This is a genomic window from Butyrivibrio sp. XPD2002 (genome assembly GCF_000423945.1).
Lineage (GTDB): Bacteria > Bacillota > Clostridia > Lachnospirales > Lachnospiraceae > Butyrivibrio.
This window is the reverse complement of the sequence record NZ_KE384115.1, coordinates 131440-154321: the sequence shown is the minus strand read 5'-3', so window position 1 is coordinate 154321 and position 22882 is coordinate 131440. Positions and strand designations below refer to the sequence as shown.

Below are 22882 nucleotides of genomic sequence, written 5' to 3'. Positions count from 1 at the left end.
TTTGGGCACACTGGTCACCCATCCTTCTCCTTTCTGATTTTCTTAATGTGAAGGACAAGAACAAGATAAACAAGAGTTGCGAAAATACCGCCAGCGATAATGTACCCATATTGGTTCTCGAGGACTTTTTCTGCCCCATAGGTATATAGGAAAATCTGCGGAAATCTAGCAATAAAAGTTATGATCATCCAGGTCATAACTTTTTCTTTGGAATAAAAGCCAATCCATGAATAGGTATCTTTCGGGAGTGGTAGGATCATAAACATGGCATGCATAAGTATTGGATTCCTATCGAGGATCAATTCCTCAATCTGCACCAGTCTCTCTTCCGGGATTAGGAAGCAGAGAAAATTTCTTCCAAACTTCCTCCCCAGCAAAAATGCCACAGTATTGCCAAGGGTGGCGAAGGCGTCACAAATAAGAGCAGCCTCAAGGCCACCAAGAACCGCTCCGGAAGCAAGGTAAAAAGGAAGGCCGGGAATGCAACTTGAGAGCGTCTGGAAAAATATAAACATTCCAAAGACAATAATTCCCCGGGTACCCTGCGACTCAATATATGCCTGAAAGCCTTCTCTGTCGCCCACGAACTCAATCATGGGTCTGCCGATAAAGAAGTAGACAGCAAGCAAAAAGATCGTTATAAGTGAAATTGTGATGACTGTTCGAATTACATATTTCTCGTTTTCCAAAATGTATACCTATTCTCTTCTATCTGTATGCAACCATGTATCAAAATAGACTGCCTGATTTTTCTGTTCTTCAAATTGTAGCAGGCATAATGTTCAAAAATCGCATGCCTGAATTACCAGTTCCCCCGATCAAAGCAGGTGCAAGATTTCAGAATCATAGCAGGTGCCAGATTTCAGAAGCACTTGCCGGTCATGTACAGAAAATAGCTCTTACTGTGACAGCGAATAGAGCTTACTTTGCAGCAAATAGCTCCGAAGCGTTACTGCCCCGGAGCTACCCATTTTGTTTTTAAGTTTCAAAGAACTCAATCACCAAGCGAGTGTATGGTCATTATATGTTCTCTGTCGTGTAAGATAATTACTTGTTGATCTTCTGGATTGAATAAATTACTCTGCGTGTAACCTTAGCCTTTGTATCCTTATAAGTAATTCTTACGAATGTAGTTGTCTCAGTATTACCACTTGTCTTAACTTTTATGCCATCCTTATCAAAGCTATTCTTGTCGAAATCGACCTTGCTGAGCTTAATCTTCTTGCCATTCTTAACCTTCTTCCACTTAATCTTATAGGAAGGATCAAGAGATGAATCACGATTAACTCTTTCCTTCTGACCATTTACATCCTTAGTCTCATATACACCATACTCAATCTTCTTAAGCTTGAAGTTCTCGTTCATGGTAACACGGATTGTACCCTTCTTAGCAAGTGTTGTATTTGCTCCAAAGCCCTTCTCCCAAAGTCTATTATTCTTAAGAGCATAAGCCTCTGCGTCTTCATCAATAGCATTTGTCAGTGACTTTCCAGCAAAAGTAATATCCTTAATAGCTTCGCCATTATCCTTAGCTATAACCTTAAGGGAGAGCTTCTCTGTTCCACCATTCTTAAGCTCTGCTTCGAATTTAACCTTATATGTGCCGGGTTTCTTAGCATAAAGTCTTACGCCATAGTATCCACCACCTTTTCCATCAGGCAAATCGTTATAGTTAGCGGTCTCTACTAAATCGTTCTTTACATTTCTGTAATGGTATTTTTTATCTTTTGTCTGATAGTCAAAATCACGCTCTTTTCCCTTTGTTAAATTGTTATCTACCTCAATCTGGTCAATAACCTTTACCTTCATGGCACTCTTCTTACTTGACTTGAAGTTCTTATATTTTGCAACATCAGAAGTAGTTATAAAATAAACAACCTCATTGTAAGAATTGGTAGAGATAGTTACAGACTTAGCTCTGGATTTAATAGCAAATGCAACAGCATCCTTATCTCCATCTTCAACATCTTCCATCTTTACACTCTTATCAGTGTCTTCATTTTTTACGGTATAATTACCATTTGCATCCTTTTCCCAGTAAACCTGAGCGTTTGCACTAATGGGTGCAACCATTGTAATTGAGAGTGCCATTGCGAGCGCAGCAGCACATAACTTAGAGAATTTTCTCATATGAATACCTCCATCATAAGATAATAATCGTTAACGATATTACGTTAGTAATCGTCAACTTTGGTTCGTGACAATTACAATTCTAGCACCACAAAAAACAATGTCAAGCCGCTAAAATTGGCGCTTTCGCGGCATTTAATAAAATTTATAAAATGTTTATAATTACGTTCACGCCACAAACACAGTAAATACACAGTTTTTTCACATTTCAATCATAATCACAATCTGAATGCAAATTACAATATTTTATGATTATAATATTTTTCTGATGGATTTTTTATCCACTTTACACTAAAAAACTCTATTTATGTAACGTTTAAGTCACCATTGAAAACGGGCAGAACTTTTCAGTTCTGCCCGCACATATCATACTCTGATACAACTCACTATATTACTTATTCCAGTGAAGTCCCAACATCGTGATATCGTCAAACTGCGGAGCTTCGCCCACAAATTCATCAATATCGGCCCTGACATTCTTAAGGAATACAGTGGGATCATCACTCTTATCCCTATTTAATGCATGTAGGAGTCTATCATTTCCAAACAGCTCATCGTTAGCGTTTGTAGCCTCTGTAACACCATCAGTGTAAACAAAGAGACTATCACCCTTTTGCAACTGGAATTCGTGCTCTTTAAAACTCATTCCTTCCATGGTCGCAACTGCAGGTGAATGCTTGTAAACAGCAAGCTCCCAATCTCCGTCTGCGTGTCTGACGGCAGGATGCTCGTGACCGGCATTTGCTGCCACACCTTTTCCTGTTGATATCTCGATAATAGCGAACCATACGGTGACGAAGAGCTCTGCTTCATTACCTTCACACAGCTGCTCGTTGGCGTATGAAAGCACCTCTGATGGTGTACCTCCAAGCAATGCCCTGTTCTTGATAAGGGTCTTTGCAATAACCATAAATAGCGCCGCAGGAACTCCCTTACCTGACACATCAGCCATGACAAGGCCAAGATGATCATCATCAACCAGGAAGAAGTCGTAGAAGTCTCCACCCACTTCCTTGGCAGGTGTCATTGTTGCATACAGATCAAATTCCGTCCTGTCAGGGAACGGCGGGAATATACGAGGAAGCATGTCAGCCTGAATATGATTGGCGACACTTAGCTCTGCTCCTATCCTCTCCTTCTCCGTTGTGACACTTCGCAGATTCTCCATATAAGTCTTGACGCCGCTCGTCAGACTCTCTACGCCCTCAGTAAGTACCAGAATCTCATCCTGAACCCTGATCTTGGGCTTATTAAATATAAGCTCCTCGGGCTGGACATTTTCCTTCATCTGCTTTACAAAATCATCTGTACTACGTGCTATTTCATCTACAGGACCTGTGATGTATGAATCTATCCGATTTAAGAATATGCAAACGATTATAACAGTGATAACAATTGCTGTAATTACAACTATCCTCAGGTAAGTCATTATATCTGCTGTTATCTGGTTAGCATCAATATCAGCGGCAATAATTCCTACAGCTTCACCTTTACTATCCCTGATTACCTGATAACAGGTAACAAGTCTTCCATATTGTTTAGTATCACTTTCCTTATACCTGACTTCTTCATCGTTTAGGAGAATAGCTTCCCTGAACAGCATCAGCAGACTATCCTCATACCCCTCCTTTTCACAGGGATCATTCATGTAGCTATATGGAATACCGGCGTTTCGTTCCGCTGTGCTTTTACCATTTATGGCATATCTCAGACTATAAATATCATCGATATCATCAAAAAATACAGCATACAGATATTTGATATCAGAATCATCCTTCAGATCATTTAAGGCCTTTCTGACATCATCATATTTTTCACCCATTTCTCTGCGCACTATCATGTCGCCCATCTGATTATAGGCAAAATTGGTATTAGCACAGTTAACGACCATTTCCGCATACTTTATATAGCTATCAAGAACCTTACTGTCAAACATAAAGTATCCGATAGCACCAATTGTGGCTGTCAGAAGAAACATCGCCGCAGTTGTCATGAGCATTATTTTTGCTTTAATTCCGGTTTTTTTCATCACACGCCCTCATAAAAATAGTTATACAAAATAATTGTAACATGAAAAAAATAAATAATTTCCGAAATATCAATAAAAAAATTTATACTTTCGTAATAGCCCGTGACGTCTGATAAATTAAAAGAGCGCCCCTTTCGGAGCGCCCAAATTTAATTATCATTATTGTTTTCGTCAGCCTTTTTCCTGTTCTTTTCGCTGGTTTCTATCGTAAACTTCTCTTCATCGGCAGACAGAGATAGCTCTCCGCCGTCCTTAAGCTTACCAAACAGTATCTCATCAACGAAAAGAGGCTTAATATCATTTCTGATGACACGATCAACCTCTCTTGCACCGAATTCCTGGCTGATGCCGCGCTTTTTAAGAAGCTTTTTTGCGCTCTCATCTGCAGTGAATTCAATCTTCTTGGCAAGGAGCTGGTCCTTAAGCTCTGTGAGCTTCTTATCTACAACAAGGGTTGCCATCTCGGAATCCATGCTGTTAAATACCACAACCTTGCTAAGTCTGTTCCTAAACTCAGGCTGGAATACTCTCTTCACCTCTTCCATGAGGACGCTGTTGTCATGACCTTCACTTACAAAGCCTATGCCACTTTTTCCAAGCTTGTTGGCTCCTGCGTTGGAGGTCATTATAACAACCACGTTCCTGAAATCAGCTTTTCTTCCCTGGTTATCGGTAAGGGTTGCATAATCCATAACCTGAAGAAGAACGTTGAAGATATCGGGATGGGCTTTTTCTATCTCGTCAAGAAGGAGCACAGATGAAGGATTCTTCCTTATTTCCTCTGTGAGGATACCACCCTCCTCATAGCCAACATATCCCGCAGGTGAGCCGATGAGCTTGGCAACAGCGTGCTTTTCACCGTACTCACTCATATCAAATCGTATGAGCTTCACGCCAAGCTCTGCAGCAAGTCTCTTGGCGATCTCGGTTTTACCAACACCAGTAGGTCCCACAAACAGAAGGCTCGCCAGAGGTTTATTCTCCTCGGAAAGTCCTGCCTTGGAGAACTTAACCGCATTGACAACCTGGCCTATGGCATCGTCCTGTCCGAATATCTTGCCCTTAAGTCTGTCTTCAAGGGTTGCAAGACCTGTCATGTCGTCAGTCTCCACAGTCTCTATCGGCACTCTGCAGATCTTAGTCAAGATTTCATTTATTACATCCTTTCCAACCTTCTGCTTCTTATCCTCCACGGGATGGAGCTTTCTGTAAGAGCCTGCCTCGTCGATTATGTCTATTGCCTTATCCGGCAGGTATCTTTCATTTATGTACTTGGCGCTCATCTTAACAGCGTACTCAAGCACGTCCTTGCCATATTTTACGCCGTGGAATTCCTCGTACTTTTCACGGAGTCCCTCGAGGATTCTGATGCTCTCCTCCTCTGTTGGCTCCTTGACCTCCACATTCTGGAATCTTCTGACAAGGCTCTTATTTTTTTCGAAGTACTTCTTATACTCCTCAAAGGTGGTCGCACCAATGAACCTTATATGTCCGTCAGTAAGATATGGCTTAAGAAGATTCGATGCATCAAAAGAGCCCTCTCCAACAGCTCCAGCTCCTGAGAGATTGTGGATTTCATCTATATAAATAATAGGCTTACTCTCTTTTCCAATCTCCGTAAGAACACGCTTAAAGCGCTTCTCAAAGTCGCCTCGATACTGGGTTCCTGCAAGCATTCCGCCAAGATCAAGGGCGAATATCTTAGCACCCTTAATTGCATCCGGAACATCACCGCTCCTTAATCTCTCCACAAGACCGTAGGTTATCGCGGTCTTACCGACACCGGGCTCACCTATGTGAAGGGGATTGTTCTTATCCTTCCTGCACAGAATCTGAATGGTGCGCTCCAGCTCATTGGTCCTTCCTATAAGCGGATTCACATCCTCCAAGGTGTCATTTAGGCAGGGTGCAAAAATCTTAAGATTACCTGCATCCTCTTTCTTTTCATGACCTACTGCCATTCCACCGGCTGTACCAGTGACCTCAACTTCATCCTCGATAAATGCCATCTCCTGCAGAAGGTCAGGCTCTGCGATGCCGTCCTGTTCCATGTAATAAACTGCATAGCTGTTATCCAGATTCCAGATGGCGTGTATGAAATGCCGTATGTAAATCTGGTCGCATCCGCTTCCAAAGGCACTCTGACCGGCAAAGTTGATCATGTGCTGAGTACCTGTTGAGAGTGTGGGCTCATTGCCGTTAGACTTCTCGACATATTTCTCTATATACTTTTTCAGGCGCTTTTTCAGTGCCTTCTTATCTCCGCCGCAATTTTCATAAGCGGCTACAAACTCCGGAATCTTCAATATCATCAGAAGAATCATCTCCGGTGTTACGTATTCATATCCTTTTTCAGCTGCAAACTCTATCGCCTTCTGCAGAACGAGCATTGCTTCTCCGGACAGATTCATATTATGCCTCCTCTACGCTCATTCTAAAGGGAAATCCCTCATTTCTTGCCCTTGCAAGGGCAGTGTCCACCTTGGTCCTGGCAATATCGTAGGGGTATTTTCCCACCACCGCCTGACCGTTTTTATGGACGTTCATCATTATGGACTGGGCAGTCACTTCGTCCTTATGAAAAATGTCCACAAGAACTTCAACCACAAACTCCATGGTGGTGAAGTCGTCGTTAAACATGAGAACATTAAACTGCCTGGGTTCCTTTATGAGATCCTTTGTTTTTTCCTTGGTTGCTCCCTGAGTTGCCATTCTAGCCTCCTCGTAGCATTTTTATAAAGCCATTTTATGGTTTTGACTTTGGCCTCTATTTAATAATGATAAAACGAGCCATGATGGATAGTCAAACAATACCTATTCTTACGTTTACATAATTTACGGTCTAATATGCACAAAATATGCTTAAATTAGTTCGTGACTTTTGCACTTTTATGCATTAAAATATAAAAGTTGCGCTTAAAAGCGAATCTATTTTTTTAATGAAGTTTTTATTATTAGGAGGTAACTAAGAAATGGATTCAAAACGTATGAAGTGGAGTACACTTGCGTTCATTGCGTTCTCCACAGTTTGGGGATTCGGAAACGTTCTTAACGGTTTCGTTTATTTCAATGGTATTCAGGTTATTTTCAGCTGGATACTCATGTTTGCACTTTATTTTATTCCCTACGCTCTTATGGTAGGTGAGCTCGGTTCTGCATTCAAGACATCAGGCGGCGGTGTAAGCTCATGGATTCTCAGTACTACTGGTCCCAAGCTTGCCTACTATGCAGGTTGGACTTACTGGGCATGCCACATCACTTACATTGCATCTAAGTCTTCAGGCGGTCTTAAGGCACTTAGCTGGGCTGTTTTCAGAAATGGTGAGACTTATGACACATTCCCTACTCTTGCTGTACAGCTTGCAACCTTTGCAATTCTTCTTATATTCTGCTGGGTTGCATCAAGAGGTCTTAACCCTCTTAAGAAGCTCGCTACTATCGCAGGAACAAGTATGTTCGTTATGTCAATCCTTTACATCCTTATGATGTTTGCAGCTCCTGCCATCAATCCCGGTGCAGGTTTTGTATCAATGGATTTCACTACAAAGAGCCTTATTCCTAACTTTGATGTTAAGTATTTCACATCACTTTCAATCCTCGTATTCGCAGTTGGCGGATGTGAGAAGATCTCTCCTTATGTTAATAAGGTAGAGAATCCCAGCAAGGGCTTCCCTAAGTCCATGATCACACTTGCTATCATGGTAGTTGTATGTGCTATCCTCGGAACAATCTCAATGGGTATGATGTTCGATCCCGCTGAGATCAATGCTTCCACAGAGAGCTTCAACGCTTACAACTCAAACGGAAGCTACTGGGCATTTCAGAAGCTCGGTAACTACTATCACGTAGGTGATTCACTTCTTATCATCTATGCTGTATGTAACATGATCGGTCAGCTTTCAACACTTGTACTTAGTATCGATGCTCCTCTTCGTATGCTTCTCGACAACGAGCACGCCAGAGAGTTCATCCCTACAGGTCTTCTTAAGAAAAACGATGCAGGTGCTTATGTAAACGGTATCAAGATGGTTGCAGTTCTTTCAGGTTCAATCATCCTTATCCAATCATTCGTACCCGGCGCTGCAGCAGTACTTAAGCAGCTCACAAAGCTTAACTCAGTATGCATGCCTCTTCGTTACCTCTGGGTATTCTTCGCTTACATGGCTCTTCGTAAGGCCGGCGACAAGTTCCCTGCAGAGTATCGTTTCGTTAAGAATCAGGGCGTTGCACTGTTCTTCGGTGGCTGGTGTTTCCTCGTAACAGCAGGAAGCTGTATCCTCGGTATGTACGATACTGATCCTTTCACCTTTGCACTTAACGTAATCACTCCTCTCGTACTTACAGCACTTGGAGTAATCCTTCCTATCATTGCCAAGAACGAAAAGAGCAAGAGCGTATCCAATAAAAAGGCTGCGTAAACATGACGGCCAGAATATAATAATCATCCATGCGGAAATGTTTGTTTACGGCTCCGCAGTGATTTTATAAAACTCAATAAGCTGCAAATGCCTCATTTCACGTTGTTTAAAACAATCGGCATTTGCAGCTTATTTCATTTTTAAAATCATCTATTTTTATCGGTTCATGGTACCGTCGTAGACAACGGAGTCGATGACTCTTCGGGTGTCGTTGCAATATATGACGATATTTATTCCCTCACCCTGCTTTGCATATTCGACGTCATCTATTTTGATTGAGCAGTCATTTCCGGCGTAATAGCCTTTGGAAGTGATTGAGTAGTCTACGAGGTTGTTTCTGGCACTGCCTACAAAATGAAGAATATCCTGGCCAACATCCTGGTTGATTTCCTCATCATTTTTTACAGCATAATAGCCGTCATATTCCTCTGAATCGAGGTCGAATCCCAGCTTATGGAAAGCTTTCTTGACCTCATCTGTCGCACAGAAGGTCATATCTGTTTTAGCCGCCACAAGTACTGTGTATCTCGGATGGTCTATCTCTTCCACATACTCATTTATATCCTTGATATTACTGATCTTACAGTCGGTGAGAACGTGCTGGTAATAATCCTCCGTACTTGCGTACTGAGCGTCGTAGTGCTCACCCTCCACTGCGTAATCCTCCTGCAAAAGCCCCGCAATATATTTGGATACTCTCTTGGCTCCCCAGATATTGGTGTGCCAGTTGTCGTTCATATCCTTGGCAAAATCGAATTCCGAGCCTTCATAGGCGATGTATTCGTTAAAGTCACAGAAATCAACGTTATGTGTATTGGCATATTCCTGAATGGTATTGTGTCTGTTTTCATCCCAGCTCTCAGAAGGTGTCTTAGTAAGGATAAGGTCTATGTCATTGTCCTCACACAGTATTACTATCTTATCAAGGTACTGCATCATCAGCTCCTCAGGTTCTGCGTAAGCTTCCAAGTTACTGACAAGAATGGGCTCAAACTCTGAATCCGAGGTTCCTCTCTGACTCAGTGCCGAGAATCCCTTCAGTTCGTAGTGGTTCTCATAGCTTATGAATTCAAAATCATTTTCATTAAGATCCATCCATCTGTTGTGGAATCTCACATTCTGGAAAATGAAGCTATTGACGGTCTGTGAGGTATCAAGTCTGCATATATCGTGAATCGCTTCCCACTTGACGCCTGACCACTTCATGGCATCCATGGCCATTCTGGTGAAGGCCTCGGATGTGTTCAAGGGCTCCGAGGGCTCAAAGGTGTAAAGCATATATGTATCAAGTACAACTGCCGTGGGCTTTTGATATCTGAGTGCCTCCTTGAGCCAGTAGTAGGATACCACCAGGTTCTGCTGCTCACTGGCGAGATTGTAGCTTGTGATTCCGTATTTATCATAGATTACCTGAGGATTAAAAGCTGCTGCCGCATGGGAACTTCCAAGGAAAAGGACGTCAATTGAATCCCTGTCCATCTTATAAAAGCCCTTAAATGTGGTGGTTGTGGGCCACAGATCCTCAATATATTTTTTCGGGGTTATAACATAATTAACTAAAGTGATGACCACGCATGATAGCAAAGCAAATATTACGACCCTGATTGCAAATGTGCAGTGCTTTTTCATTAAAATCCTCCGTAAATAAAATCCTGCGCATCAAAGCCAAAGCCATAGGTGCCAAACAGTATAATTCCAACAATGGCAGTAAGATAAACTCCCCATCTGATAAGAAGTGGCTGGTCAAAAATGCGGTCTCCCACTGACCTGCCCTCTTCCTGATATACGCCAACCTTGTGAAGGATGTAGATTCCGATTCCGAGGATCAGCATCTCCTTCCAGGCAAGACCAAGAGTGAAAAGTCTGTTGTTTAGAAGTACCCAGGGATTGAACTCAGTCACCATGTTATAGATGAGCTGTGTGCCCTTCCTCAGGGTACTTGCTCTGAAAATGATCCATGCAAAGTTAACGAGTAGGAAGTTTCCGGTTAGCTTTATCCACTTCTTCTTTTTGGAATCCGGACGAATTCCGCAGATATCATAAAGCTTCTCTCTAAGGTCATAGGTGAGCTCACCGATGATCTGATAAACCGCGTGAATAATTCCCCATACCAGAAACTTGAAGCCTGCTCCATGCCACATTCCACTGATAAAAAAGGTGATAAGAAGATTTATGTACTTCCTTGCTTTTCCCTTCCTGTTTCCTCCAAGGGGAATATAGATGTAGTCTCTAAGCCAGGTACTGAGGGATATGTGCCATCTTCTCCAGAAGTCCTTGATCGACAGTGCATAGTAAGGACGCTCGAAGTTCTGCATAAGCTCAATACCAAACAGCCCGCTTACCCCTCTCGCAAGTGTGGTACACGCAAGGAAGTCCGCGTAGAGCTGAATGCTGTATAAAAATGAAGCAAGCCATATATATGCTCCGGAATATGCGGGATAGTTGTCAAATACTGTATTTACGATTACCGCTGCCTTATCTGCGATAACAAGTTTAAGGAAAAAGCCCCAGACGATGCGCTGAAAGCCCTTTACTATCTTCTCCTCGTCGAATCTGTTCCCATCCACCAGCTGGTGCTGAAGCTGCCCATATCTGGGAATAGGTCCCTGGATCAGTTGTGGGAAGTAGCTTACAAAGAGAATATACTTTGCGATGTTTTTTTCAGGAGATATCCTTTTCATGTAAACATCAGCCATGTAACCGATAATCTGCAAGGTGTAAAAGGAAATTCCGAGGGGCACAATCCACTGGATGGGATCCGTGCCCAAAAGCTCATCTACTATGAAATTGCTGTTTTTCAAAACAAGCCATGGAAGTGTGACGCCAAGAATTCCTGCAATGAATACTGCTTTTCTCATCTTCGTAAAAAGCTTATCCATCAGGAGCGTGACTGCGTAGCTGAAAATTATCGTCCCAAGGAAAATCCACCAGCCTGTCTTGTAAAAGGCGACGTAAAATGCGATGTTCCCTGCAAGAAGAACGAGCCAGCGCTTCTTCACAGGAAAAATATAGTAGAGCAAAAGTGCGACCAGCACCAATGCATAGTATTTTAGCGAAATGTAGATCATAAACATTCCCTCAATGCATTAATTTTTCTTCAAATGCTTTCATTTAATGAAAAAGAAAACCATCTTTACAATAATATCATAAAGATGGTTTCCGTATTGTCTGACTTTAACTTAATTTTTAAGAGATTTTCTCGATGACTTCCTTCTCGTGAATCTCCTGGACCTCAGCGATTGCTGAAAGCATAGGCCTGACATCCTTACCAAGTATCTTCCTGTCTACATAGTTCTTTGTAATTTTCATAACTGTTCCGCTGAGAGCGATGACACCGATAAGGTTAGGTATAGCCATCATTCCGTTGAAGGTATCTGAGAGATCCCATGCAAGTGTAAGATCCATTGTAGCTCCGATGATTACGAAGAATACGAAAACAATCTTGTAGAACTTGCTGTTCTTTCTTCCGAAGAGATACTCAAATCCCTTGCTGCCATACTGGCTCCAGCCAAGTACTGTTGAAAATGCGAAGAACAGAATAGCTACTGCAATAAATGCAGAGCCGAATTTGCCGAATACTGTTGAGAAGGCTTCTGCAACAAGAGCTGTTGAAACCTGCTCGGATAAAACTTTTCCTGTATTAAGATCAACAAGTCCGCTTGATAAAATCGAGAAGGCTGTTATGGTGCAAACTACCATTGTGTCTGCGAAAACCTCGAAGATTCCCCACATACCCTGGATTACAGGCTCTCTAACGTTAGAGCTTGAGTGAACCATAACTGATGAACCAAGACCTGCTTCGTTGGAGAATACTCCTCTTTTCATACCCCACTGAACAGCCATTGCGATTCCGCTACCAACGATACCGCCTCCAACTGCTCTAAATCCGAAAGCACCTTTTATAATTGAAGCAAAAACATTGCCAAACTGTCCGATATTGACGATGCAGACGATAAGCGCACCAATCACGTAGATAACTGCCATGAAGGGAACCAGTCTCTCTGTTACTGCTGCAATTCTCTTAAGTCCGCCGACAATTACAAGTCCTGCGAGAACCATGAGGATAAAGCCGGTTACAAAATGAGGTACACCAAAGGCTGAATTCATGTTAACAGCTATGGAATTGATCTGACCCATGTTACCGATACCAAATGAAGCAAGTACGCAGAAGATACTGAAAAGAACAGCCAGAACGCTGCCAATCTGCTTGCAGCCCTTCTTTGCTCCAAGTCCGTCGCTAAGATAGTACATGGCACCACCGCACCACTCGTTTCTCTCATTTCTTCTTCTATAATAAATACCTAATACATTTTCAGAGAAGTTGGTCATCATTCCAAAGAAAGCAACCACCCACATCCAGAAAATAGCACCGGGGCCACCTGCTGCAATAGCTGCTGCAACACCTGCGATGTTACCTGTTCCGATTGTTGCTGCAAGAGCTGTACAAAGGCTCTGGAACTGAGAAATCTGTGTATCCTCTTTTCCTGTGTGAGCTGTGACATGATCATCCTTGAAAATGCCGCCAACAGTGTTCTTGATCCAATGCTTAAAATGTGACACCTGGAAAAACTTCGTAAGACATGTCATAAGAATTCCGCATCCAACCAACAGAATCAGCATGGGGAGTCCCCATACAAAACCATTTACAGCATTATTTACGTTTTCGACAACTGACAAAAAGTTACCCATATCTCCTCCTGATATATGATGTGTTTTATTTCAAAGGTATTCACCATGAAACAAAAAACGGGCGTTCCATGGAATTTTGTATGGAACACCCTTGTTCTTGTCAGTATAATATCAAACTTTGCACTTTAGCGCAATACATTTGTAAAGTTTTAATGCATTACATCAATCAAATCAGCTCGCAAGATCTCTTCTGTTGTAATTCCAGAAGCCGTAGGATACCCCCAAAACCAGCACCACTACTGCAAGAGCAATAGCTTTTACCGGAGTATCCTCTCCTATGAAAATCTCCGAAGCATTGGCAAAGGAATAGGGTCCTACAAATAAGTAGTCCTTCATGTCGGGAATAACTCTTCCCATCACATCATAGGCATAGAACATCAGCGCCATTCCAAGTCCCAGCCCGATTCTGTTCTTACCCGCAAGGGATGAGAGGCCAAAGCATATGCCCGCGATCTCAGCATTCATAAGAAGCTGCCTCATCATGAAGGTGTAGAACTCTTCAGGAATTGCCTCGTCAAGCATCATAAATCCAATGGCATAAAATGCAGTACATATCACTGTAAACGCCACCAGCATAATAGCGATGCAAAGTGCCTTGGCTGCAAGGATCTCGGTTCTTGATAAGGGAAGCGAAAACAGGAACTCTCCTGAATGTCCTTCCTCTTCCTTGGAAATAATGCTTATGGCCAGAATCGCTGCGAACATACCGCTTCCAAGTCCGTGTACAGCACCTATCTCCGTAGCGAAATAGCCTTTCAGGGTTGCTATGCTAAGGGTGCTCATTCCAAAGGCATCCGAAAATGCTCCCATGTTTGAAAATGCATCCGCCATCTCTTTCATGTCTCCCTCCATGCTCTGATACAGGAGTATGCAGGCAAGTCCCATGGCTCCAACGGATAAACTCCAAATCATAAGATTTTTAAAATTTATAATAAGTTCTCTTTTTAAAACTGATCTCATTTTATGCCTCCTTCAACAAACTATCCGTCGTGGCCTCATCCTCATAAAAGCTAAGGAAGGTCTCATCATCAATGTGAGGTGTATCCAGCATTGTAAGTCTTCCCTCACGCATTATCGCAGCAGTCCTGCAGTACTTATCAACCTCTGATAAAACATGGGTTGAAAGCAGGCAGGTCGCTCCCTCATCCACATATTCGTTTATAAGCTCGAAGAACTTTTTCTGAATAAGGGGATCCAAACCGCTGGTTGGCTCATCAAATATAAAGATCTTTGGCTTATGCTGCATTGCACATACGATGCTGACCTTTTTCCTGTTACCAAGTGAAAGCTGCTTTATTCTTTTGCCGGTATCAAGCTTTAGTCTCTCGCAGATTTTTTCAGCCTCCTTAGAATAATCTCCACCTCTCACATCAGCCGCATATTTTATTACGTCGCCTACCTTCATGGAATCATAGAACCAGGCTTCCGATGGCATGTAGCCAACCTCCTTTAGTATCCTTTCATGGTCTCTTACGCTGTCCATACCAAGGATTTTTATGTCTCCGGAATTTATCTTAAGGAATCCAAGCATGGAACGAATTGTTGTGGATTTACCTGCGCCGTTTGGTCCAAGGAATCCGAAAATATCTCCCGCCTTTACGCTCAGGGATACATCGATGACACCTCTGCTTTTCCCATAGCTCTTTGTAAGATTTCTGATCTCTATTACGTTTTCTTTCATAGTGCCTCCTCTTGTTATGTTATCTGGTCCTCACTTGGAGCAGTTTTTTGTTTTCTTGCTCTCTGTAATTTATTCATAACAAAAATAAAAAACGGGAACAATACATGTTCCCGTAAGATGCACTATTTCCCCTCTATCATTCACTTTTTTTGTGCTCAGTCTGGAAAAGTCTGAGGTCTTCGTTAAGTCTTTTATCATCTATTCTGCGCTTTGATTTATAGATAAAGAACACGCAGATATACACGATCAGAATATATACCGCAAATATCAAAAGCACTAAGAGATTTTTATCAAACCAGCTTCCAAAGTGGGCAACCGCACAGTACAATGCCGTACACAGAAGCATTCCGCAGATCTCTTTTACTCCCATCTGATCTGCCTCATCGAAATTCCATAGCAGGTACACCTGGATGTAGCCGATGAAGTAGCAGGTAAAGATCATCTCCGTCATGTGCAGAATACTAGCATCAAAGATACCGCCTATCATCCTGTATACACAGTAATAAAACAGAATGGAGAAGAAATACAGGCATGCCTTAAACTCAATTCCAATTTCCTTTGTGAGATACAGCTCCCACAGGGTAACCTTTTTGTTGTCCTTCATTTACCTATCCCCCCTTAGCATTCTTCTAAAATCCGAGGCATATCTTCTTGATATGATGATATGCTCTCCACCCTCAATTGTGGCATCAATCCTGTTTGAAGAAAGGCTCTTTAGGGCCTCCACTCTGTTGACATTTATAACCATTGCTTTGCTGCATCTGAAAAAGGTTCCATCATCAAAATCTGTCATGAAAGAATTAAGTGTTCCGTCAATCTTAAGAACCTTGTTCCCTGTATATGCAAAGAGCTTATCATCCACAGATTCGATATAAAGTATCTCTTCCAGTTTGATAAGTTCGCTTCCCGTGTCACTTTTGCCCCAGAGCTTATCGTCAGCTCCCTGAAGTATTCCGATTATTCTGTTAAGATCCCGGGTGAGTTCCTTGTAGCGGATGACTACACTGTCCTCTCCCGAGTCAATTTTCTGAATGTCAATTTTCATGGCAGGTAATATGTTTGATCCCCATCAATTTTCATACTTTATTTTCCATTATTTTTAGATCATGCTTTGTCCTTCAAAGTGGCATTCATACTTCCCATACGATATCCACCTATATCAAGTGTAACATATAGAAAGCCTATTTCCTTAAATTTTTCATAAACTGCTTCGCGCATTCCATTTTCAGCAAGACGAGGGATGTCCTTTGCAGGCACTTCTATTCTTGCAAGGTTCCCGTGCATTCTCACACGTTCTTCATAAAAACCGTTCTCTATAAGGAACTGCTCCGCCTTATCGATCATGTGAAGCTTTTCCTCGGTGATCTCTTCGCCATAGACAAAGCGGCTTGCAAGGCAGGCATAAGCTGGCTTACTCCAGGTCGGAAGGCCCATAGCCTTGGAAATCGTGCGAATATCAGCCTTATATAATCCGGCCTCCCTTAAGGGACTTTGAACCTTAAGCTCAGAAACGGCTTTAAGACCGGGGCGATAATCACCCAGGTCATCCATGTTTGAGCCCTCAGCCACATATTCTATTCCGTTTTCTTTAGCAACCTTTTGGATTTCTGTAAAAAAGCTGCGCTTACAAAAATAGCATCTGTCCGGTGAGTTTTTCCTGTATTCCTCTATTTTCAAAGGGTCAACAACACAGACTACATGCCTTATTCCGCGCTGCTCACAGAACTCCTTCGCTTCCTTAAGCTCACGCCCAGGTAGCGCTGCATCAACTGTAGTGACAGCCAGCGCACGGTCTCCCAGCACCTCATGGGCAACTGTAAGTAGAAAGGTCGAATCAACTCCTGCTGAAAAGCCAACTGCAAGGGAGCCGAGATTTTTAATGTAGTCCTTTAGCTTATCAAGCTTTTGCTGTAAATCTTCTGTCATCAATTCTTGATTCATGTCATTCCCTTCTGTGCTTGTATATCTTTCTATTATTATATGAAAACATGCACCCTGGAAAATTACAAGGAGCCTATAAATTTGAAGACCTTATCAAAGTACTGATCAGGATTAAGAGTGTAGTGCTCCTTATCTACTGCTGTATAGATGTCCATTCCCATCTTTTTTTCGAAGTAGTCCTTAAGATCAAGATTAGTCTGCCACTTATCAGGATCATATGCACCGTAGCGACTTTTCACATCATTCATCCTGTCTATGATGTCCATGATTCCTTCTGCCCCTGCGATCGCATCACAGAGCTGGATCAGCTTATCATAGTCATCCTGAGTGGTTTCCTTTAGCTTTTCGCGGATCATTTCCGTATCTTCTTCCGATGTGTCGAAGTTACCGACATACGCCTCAATCCTGTCCAGATTAAACGAATGTGTAAGGCATATTCTCGCTACATCATCATATCCAAGGGACAGCATATATTTATATCCCTCCGATACATGCTTTAAATGAAACACTCCAAACTTTCTTCCTATATCATGAAGCAGCCCCAGAACATAGGCTTTCTCAGTATCAAGTCCGCTATACTGTGCGATCTTTTCTGCGCAGTGTGCAGTGATTCTGCTGTGATCTACCCACATTCCGGGATTACTCTTTTCCGCATCTATAAGTAATTCTTCTGCCTTTTCTTTTGTCGGATACATTTTATTCCTCCGTTTTTATTTTTAATGTAATGTCTGCCCCAGGGGCATGGTCAAGGCCTTGTCAGAGCCTCTAAAGCCCTTTCTTTGCAATGAACCTTGTAGCAGTTAGCTGAACCTAACGCCAGATTTTTATTGTTAATAAGATGGAGCCCATATTCATCATGGAGAATTGTGCTCATCTTATCTATGTCCCGTACGCTTTTTTCAAGTGACATTTCTCATACTCTCCCATTTTTTCATACCTCTAATTTATATTTCTGATCCACTACTTTCAATATTTCATTATTATACCCATCAACTAAGCGACTTACAATCAAGCATTTCCGCATAATAAAAAGAGACACTCTATAAAGAATGCCTCTTTTAAATCCAGTTCAAACCTTATCCGGATATCGTGGGAACTGTCCCAAAAGCTGAGGGACATATCTTTCAATGACAGCGCATAACAGGAGCGCTCCCGGTTTAGTAGACATGCCAGACAGAAAAAAGAATAGCGGCATGTGAAAGGTATATAGCAAGCGCCTATACATGGGTGTATCCAGGTTACCGGTTGTATGCCCAAGTATCACGAGAATAATCGTTATCGCTTTCGTGATGTCGATCAGTTCGATCCTATACTTCTTTTTCGCTTCGCTCATAGTTGTTCACACCCTATTTGTCAACAGCTAATACTAATCAACAACAGTCTCCTGCGCTGAGCCCCATCATCCCTTCCAGAAGACTCCCATCATTGTAATATCATCAAACTGAGGTGCATCACCAACAAATGTATCTATATCTTCTCTGACATTTTTAAGAAGCTTTTCAGGTGTATCTACCTCTTCTCTATTAAGAGCATTTACAAGTCTTTCCTCACCAAACAACTCATTCTGGCTATTAGTTGCTTCTGTTACACCATCTGTGTAAACAAATAATCTGTCGCCGGGATAGAGTTCAAATTCATGCTCCTTAAACTTCATTCCTTCCATTGTTGCGACTGCAGGAGAATGCTTATATTCCACAAGCTCCCACTGTCCGTCTGCGCGCCTTAATGCAGGATGCTCATGTCCCGCATTGGCAGCAATTCCTTTTCCTGTGGTCAGGTTTATGATAGCAAACCATACGGTAACAAACAACTCAGTCTCATTGCTCTCACACAACTGCTCATTGGTATAAGACAATACCTCCGCAGGGGTCCCACCAAGCTGTGCCTTGTTCTTTATGAGCGTCTTAGCAATCACCATGAAAAGCGCTGCAGGAACACCTTTACCGGAAACATCAGCCATTACCAGACCAAGATGATTATCTCCAATAAGGAAGAAGTCGTAAAAGTCTCCTCCAACCTCCTTTGCAGGTGTCATTGTAGCGAACAGCTCAAACTCGTTTCGCTGAGGGAAGGCCGGAAAAATTCGCGGAAGCATATCCGCCTGAATCTGGGTAGCAACACTTAGTTCTGCTCCTATCCTCTCCTTTTCAGCGGTGATCTTTGTTATATTCTCGATATAGTCAAGAATTTTCACCTGCATGGTCTTGATATCAGTGTATAATTCTTCCAGCTCATCTCCACTCTTTATATCAAGATTGATTACACTTTCTCTTGAATAGCCGGTTTCCTCATGGGTAAATGCTTTCGTTCCACTGGAGAGTGCTTCCACCGGGTATACTGCAACTTTACGTATAGTTATGATACCCAGAATAACAAAGAGTAATGTGATAACAACACCGCAGGTCACCATACGGTACATAAAATGCATTCTGTCTCCAACGACCTTATTCATATCGATATCGACACCCACAGTACTTACAGCCTGGCCATTGGAATCGTATATCGGTTCATAAGCAGAGCATACCCAGTCGTTATCCATGTTTGATACGGCAGGATCGATGTGTACGTTTGTTGTATACATTGAAAATTCTTCCGCATTATCTCCAACAAGTCCAAGTGCTTTAATTCCCTCAGTTGCGGAAATAAGATACACACTTATTGGTCCCTCTATAGAATGAATGTACAGATATTTTACATTCATATCTTTGAGAAAACTCATATACGTGTCTGTAATCAGGTTATATTTTTCTTTTAGACCCTTCTTTTCAAGGTAGTCCTCTACCGGAGTCCAGTCGTCTGTTTCCAGCGCTTTTTCCCGCACTTGCTGAAACTCATCTTCATCAACCAGCGCCCTTAATTCCCTGATAAAGTCACCATCAGTCTGATTTGCCAAAGAAAGAGCCAGTCTGGATGCGTTTTCACCATAATAATCATCTACCTTCTGTCTGTGTACCATGTAACTATATGTACAAAGCACAACAAACAGAACAATCAAAGCAGCAGCAATAAGTGAGCAGATTTTCACTCCGATTCCTATTTTCTTCATATGGCTCTCCTTTTCTTATCAACTGTTTTTCCTATAATGATGAATACAAACGCAAGAATAGTAAGTGTAATCAGAACTATGGTAAGTCCCTTGCTCATTCCGGCAATCAAAACATAACTGAATACGAAAGGTCCTACTGACTGAGCTACATTTATAATCAGATTGTAAATACCAAGGGCCTTATCATATCCGTATTTCTCCACAGCCTCCAGTTCCGTGTAATAACCTGACTGCAGTGGTAATCCAAAGCTGTCTGAAATACCGAGAATTGCAAGAGCCGCAAACAGAGCCGGAATGTTCTCAAAACGAATTACAAGGAAAAACGCAAAGGCATATAATAGCGAAGCCATAAGAAGTCCTTCCTGTTTCTTCTTCACACGTGTAAAGAAAGATGTCAATAGTTCTCCAAAGAACATCACGCAAAGTCCGTTCAGCAGATATGAATAACCAATATATGTATCTGAGAGTCCAAAGCCGGAGCCAATGATAGGATACATATAATTCAGGAAATATGAACTCATAAGGATAGGTGCCACTATCATAAATAGCAGTGTGAACACCTTGGGATTCATAATAAATGACATTATCTTTATAGAGTCCACATTTTCAACAATTTCTTCTTCATCCTTTCTAGACTTTCCGGCATTGAAATATCTCGTACACAGGATCAGCATAGAAATACTAAGCACAGTCGAGACTATAAATACGCCCTGATAATTCATCCAGTTAACAAGAAATCCACCCATTACGACACCGCAGTTGACACCGTTTAGGGAAGCAACATTATATTGTGAAAATCCAATATCTCTCTTTTCCTCCGGTAAATCCGTTATCCTCATAGTGGCTGCGAGAAGTATCACTCCCCAACCCACACCAACAATAGCATTGCCTAGTATAAGCACCCAGATATTAGGAATAATGCGCAGACCAAAACCAGTCATAAATAGTACTGAGCTCAAGAAGATTGTCTGCCTTTCTCCTATCTTTTTAATGATACCTACACCTGCCACGGAAAAGATAGCACCGGTAATAACCTCTGCTGAAAGCGGGATAGCCGCCATAACCTCAGGGGCAATATTAGTCCCTGAAGTTCCAGCCAGGTCCATGGCGTACAGCGGAAGAAATGCTGTACTTAAATTAGTTAAGAAGAATACAAGAAATGAAACCATTCTCATGATTTCGCAAGGCAGTTCATGAACGGCTTTTCCTCCGTTGGCCACAAGAATTTCCTTATACTCATTTCTTCCTTTTACGAAATATATAAGTTCTATAATCAAAAGGATAAGGACTATAGTAACCGCAAAAGTATTGATGAAGGCATCCAGAACCATCTGATTAATCTCATTCCTGAATGTAGCCATGTCCTTACCTATTTCGATGATACCTACAGCATCACCTGCGGCATTTATTAACGGCTTATAGGAAAAGAGATACTCACCTTCACTGGTACTACTCATATATCTCTCACTGCTTTTAGTAGTCAGAACCTTTTCTTCTAGCGAACCCTCCAAATTCCAGTCATAAGGATAAACAGATCCTACACTATCCTTCAGACTGTAGCTCATAGAATACACACCATCTACAACATGATAAAGTACGCAGTACAGATCATTCATGTTGTCAGATTCATTAAAGAATATATTTCTTGCCACATTCCTGACTGCCTGATAATCCTCATTCATGAAATCATCCGCACTGTCAAGACGTACGAATGCATCCTTTGGAACCATGGAAGATGTCATGTCACTGACCAGACTGGCTTTCTCAAAAAATGCTTCCGTTAATTCTTCCTGAAATCTTGGTATAAGGACAGACACCAGAAGACCGGAAAGTATAACCGATCCAACCACTATACCAAGGATTATCTTTGCGTACAAAGATCCTTTCCTTAAAATGTATAGAACTACAGCTGTAACAACGGCAACAATAATCAGTATTAAGCCTGCGGCAGCAATTTTTGAGATAATGCTCTTTATTATGTTTATGTATGACAGTTTACAGAAAACAGAATAATCATATGAATTGTCTCCAAGGTATGTTTTTACCGAATAATCTGTTACACACTTTAATCCATTTCCTGCATTAAGACTGTAAGCTATCTCTCTTTCAAGCAGATTTACATCTTCTTCAATAAAAGATACCTCATCACTTTTAGTATCAAAAACGATTACTGATCTAAGCCCGATATCAGTAGCATACAGTTTCCCATCATGATAACTAAGCTCCGCCGGGATACTTAAATCCTCTGAATCAGCGCAGTCATAGATTACTTTATCACTGACACCATCTACATATTGCTTAATCTTTCCATCAAAAGTGCTGTAATAGATTGTTTCCGTTTCAGCATCATACGCGCTGCTCCTTAAGTACAGTCCGGCACCTTTGAGGGGATATGTTGTTTCACTATATCCGGGCTTTAAGAGACGTATGTTGTCATTTGTTTTATATAAATAGGCAATCTCCCGTTCGCCTACAGGAAAAACACCAACTATATGCTCTTGTAATGTCAGTTCTGAATAGAGAAATTTAGAGACAGTTTCAATTGGTTTGCCTCTTGAATTAAGCTCAATTATACTTTCACCCTTAAGGCGTATTCCTTCACCACTCTCAACATCCTGAAGGAATATGCGATCTCCGGATGGAATAACCCTGTTAATTTTATTGAACAGCCCAGAAGATGCTTCCTTTTTCCATATAAGCTTGTTTTTGGGAGAAACCTTTAAGAGCCTTTGTCCCGCCTTATCTACAACATAGGTATTACCATCTTTATCAAGAGCAGCATAAACTATGCCATCATATGACAGGTCAGAAAAAGGGTTCACTAAAAGATATTCATGACTATAAAATAATATGAGAAGGAGAAGCACCGCCACTATCCCGGCGATAATAACATTCTTTTTATTAATTATTTTTTCATTCATGGCCGTTCTCATTTCTAAAAGTAGTCT

At 41.7% G+C, this 22882-nt stretch carries 19 protein-coding genes; 1 reads left to right on the top strand and 18 read right to left on the bottom strand.

What is annotated here, in order from left to right:
- Nucleotides 1-14 precede the first annotated feature (14 nt).
- The 5 genes from G587_RS0118325 to G587_RS0118300 all read right to left on the bottom strand — a co-directional run bounded on the left by G587_RS0118325 (nucleotide 15) and on the right by G587_RS0118300 (nucleotide 6871).
- A complete protein-coding gene (locus G587_RS0118325) occupies nucleotides 15-689 on the bottom strand; it encodes a TVP38/TMEM64 family protein (RefSeq protein WP_026493427.1) in 675 nt (224 codons plus the stop codon).
- A 358-nt stretch (nucleotides 690-1047) separates the two neighbouring features.
- The gene (locus G587_RS0118315) at nucleotides 1048-2130 is read right to left on the bottom strand and encodes a hypothetical protein (RefSeq protein WP_026493425.1); all 1083 of its coding nucleotides are present in this window, start codon (nucleotides 2128-2130) and stop codon (nucleotides 1048-1050) included.
- 391 nt (nucleotides 2131-2521) lie between these two features.
- Entirely contained in the window at nucleotides 2522-4159 is a 1638-nt protein-coding gene (locus G587_RS23510; protein WP_051201147.1) for a PP2C family protein-serine/threonine phosphatase, read from the bottom strand.
- 149 nt (nucleotides 4160-4308) lie between these two features.
- Nucleotides 4309-6570 carry an AAA family ATPase gene (locus G587_RS0118305; RefSeq protein WP_026493424.1) on the bottom strand — a complete coding sequence of 754 codons (2262 nt, stop codon included), beginning with the start codon at nucleotides 6568-6570 and terminating at the stop codon, nucleotides 4309-4311.
- Nucleotide 6571: 1 nt separating this feature from the next.
- Nucleotides 6572-6871 carry an ATP-dependent Clp protease adaptor ClpS gene (locus G587_RS0118300; RefSeq protein WP_026493423.1) on the bottom strand — a complete coding sequence of 100 codons (300 nt, stop codon included), beginning with the start codon at nucleotides 6869-6871 and terminating at the stop codon, nucleotides 6572-6574.
- A 260-nt stretch (nucleotides 6872-7131) separates the two neighbouring features.
- Here G587_RS0118300 and G587_RS0118295 point away from each other — a divergent pair, with 260 nt between their 5' ends.
- Nucleotides 7132-8577, top strand: coding sequence for an APC family permease (locus tag G587_RS0118295; protein WP_026493422.1), 1446 nt, complete (start codon nucleotides 7132-7134; stop codon nucleotides 8575-8577).
- Nucleotides 8578-8733: 156 nt separating this feature from the next.
- Here G587_RS0118295 and G587_RS0118290 read toward each other — a convergent pair whose 3' ends face one another.
- The 13 genes from G587_RS0118290 to G587_RS0118230 form a co-directional block, all read right to left on the bottom strand.
- On the bottom strand, nucleotides 8734-10206 hold the full coding sequence (locus G587_RS0118290; protein ID WP_026493421.1) for a hypothetical protein: 1473 nt from the start codon (nucleotides 10204-10206) through the stop codon (nucleotides 8734-8736).
- The gene (locus G587_RS0118285) at nucleotides 10206-11645 is read right to left on the bottom strand and encodes an MBOAT family O-acyltransferase (RefSeq protein ID WP_026493420.1); all 1440 of its coding nucleotides are present in this window, start codon (nucleotides 11643-11645) and stop codon (nucleotides 10206-10208) included. The genes G587_RS0118290 and G587_RS0118285 overlap by 1 nt, the downstream gene beginning before the upstream one ends.
- A 118-nt stretch (nucleotides 11646-11763) precedes the next feature.
- Nucleotides 11764-13266, bottom strand: coding sequence for an alanine/glycine:cation symporter family protein (locus G587_RS0118280; RefSeq protein WP_026493419.1), 1503 nt, complete (start codon nucleotides 13264-13266; stop codon nucleotides 11764-11766).
- Nucleotides 13267-13437: 171 nt separating this feature from the next.
- Nucleotides 13438-14226, bottom strand: coding sequence for an ABC transporter permease subunit (locus G587_RS0118275; RefSeq protein WP_026493418.1), 789 nt, complete (start codon nucleotides 14224-14226; stop codon nucleotides 13438-13440).
- A 1-nt stretch (nucleotide 14227) separates the two neighbouring features.
- Nucleotides 14228-14947 carry an ABC transporter ATP-binding protein gene (locus G587_RS0118270; RefSeq protein ID WP_026493417.1) on the bottom strand — a complete coding sequence of 240 codons (720 nt, stop codon included), beginning with the start codon at nucleotides 14945-14947 and terminating at the stop codon, nucleotides 14228-14230.
- 136 nt (nucleotides 14948-15083) lie between these two features.
- Complete coding sequence (locus G587_RS0118265; protein WP_026493416.1) at nucleotides 15084-15551, bottom strand: DUF3021 family protein; 468 nt, start codon at nucleotides 15549-15551, stop codon at nucleotides 15084-15086.
- On the bottom strand, nucleotides 15552-15992 hold the full coding sequence (locus G587_RS0118260) for a LytTR family DNA-binding domain-containing protein (RefSeq protein ID WP_026493415.1): 441 nt from the start codon (nucleotides 15990-15992) through the stop codon (nucleotides 15552-15554).
- Between the two features lie 59 nt (nucleotides 15993-16051).
- Complete coding sequence (larE, locus tag G587_RS0118255; protein ID WP_242830111.1) at nucleotides 16052-16888, bottom strand: ATP-dependent sacrificial sulfur transferase LarE; 837 nt, start codon at nucleotides 16886-16888, stop codon at nucleotides 16052-16054.
- A gap of 62 nt (nucleotides 16889-16950) precedes the next feature.
- Nucleotides 16951-17583, bottom strand: coding sequence for an HD domain-containing protein (locus tag G587_RS23505; protein WP_051201146.1), 633 nt, complete (start codon nucleotides 17581-17583; stop codon nucleotides 16951-16953).
- 50 nt (nucleotides 17584-17633) lie between these two features.
- Complete coding sequence (locus G587_RS25670; protein WP_155829616.1) at nucleotides 17634-17798, bottom strand: hypothetical protein; 165 nt, start codon at nucleotides 17796-17798, stop codon at nucleotides 17634-17636.
- A 159-nt stretch (nucleotides 17799-17957) separates the two neighbouring features.
- Nucleotides 17958-18221 carry an acyltransferase family protein gene (locus tag G587_RS26910; RefSeq protein WP_026493413.1) on the bottom strand — a complete coding sequence of 88 codons (264 nt, stop codon included), beginning with the start codon at nucleotides 18219-18221 and terminating at the stop codon, nucleotides 17958-17960.
- A gap of 66 nt (nucleotides 18222-18287) precedes the next feature.
- Nucleotides 18288-19934, bottom strand: coding sequence for a PP2C family protein-serine/threonine phosphatase (locus tag G587_RS0118235; protein WP_026493412.1), 1647 nt, complete (start codon nucleotides 19932-19934; stop codon nucleotides 18288-18290).
- Complete coding sequence (locus tag G587_RS0118230) at nucleotides 19931-22855, bottom strand: MFS transporter (protein WP_026493411.1); 2925 nt, start codon at nucleotides 22853-22855, stop codon at nucleotides 19931-19933. The genes G587_RS0118235 and G587_RS0118230 overlap by 4 nt, the downstream gene beginning before the upstream one ends.
- Nucleotides 22856-22882: the final 27 nt, after the last annotated feature.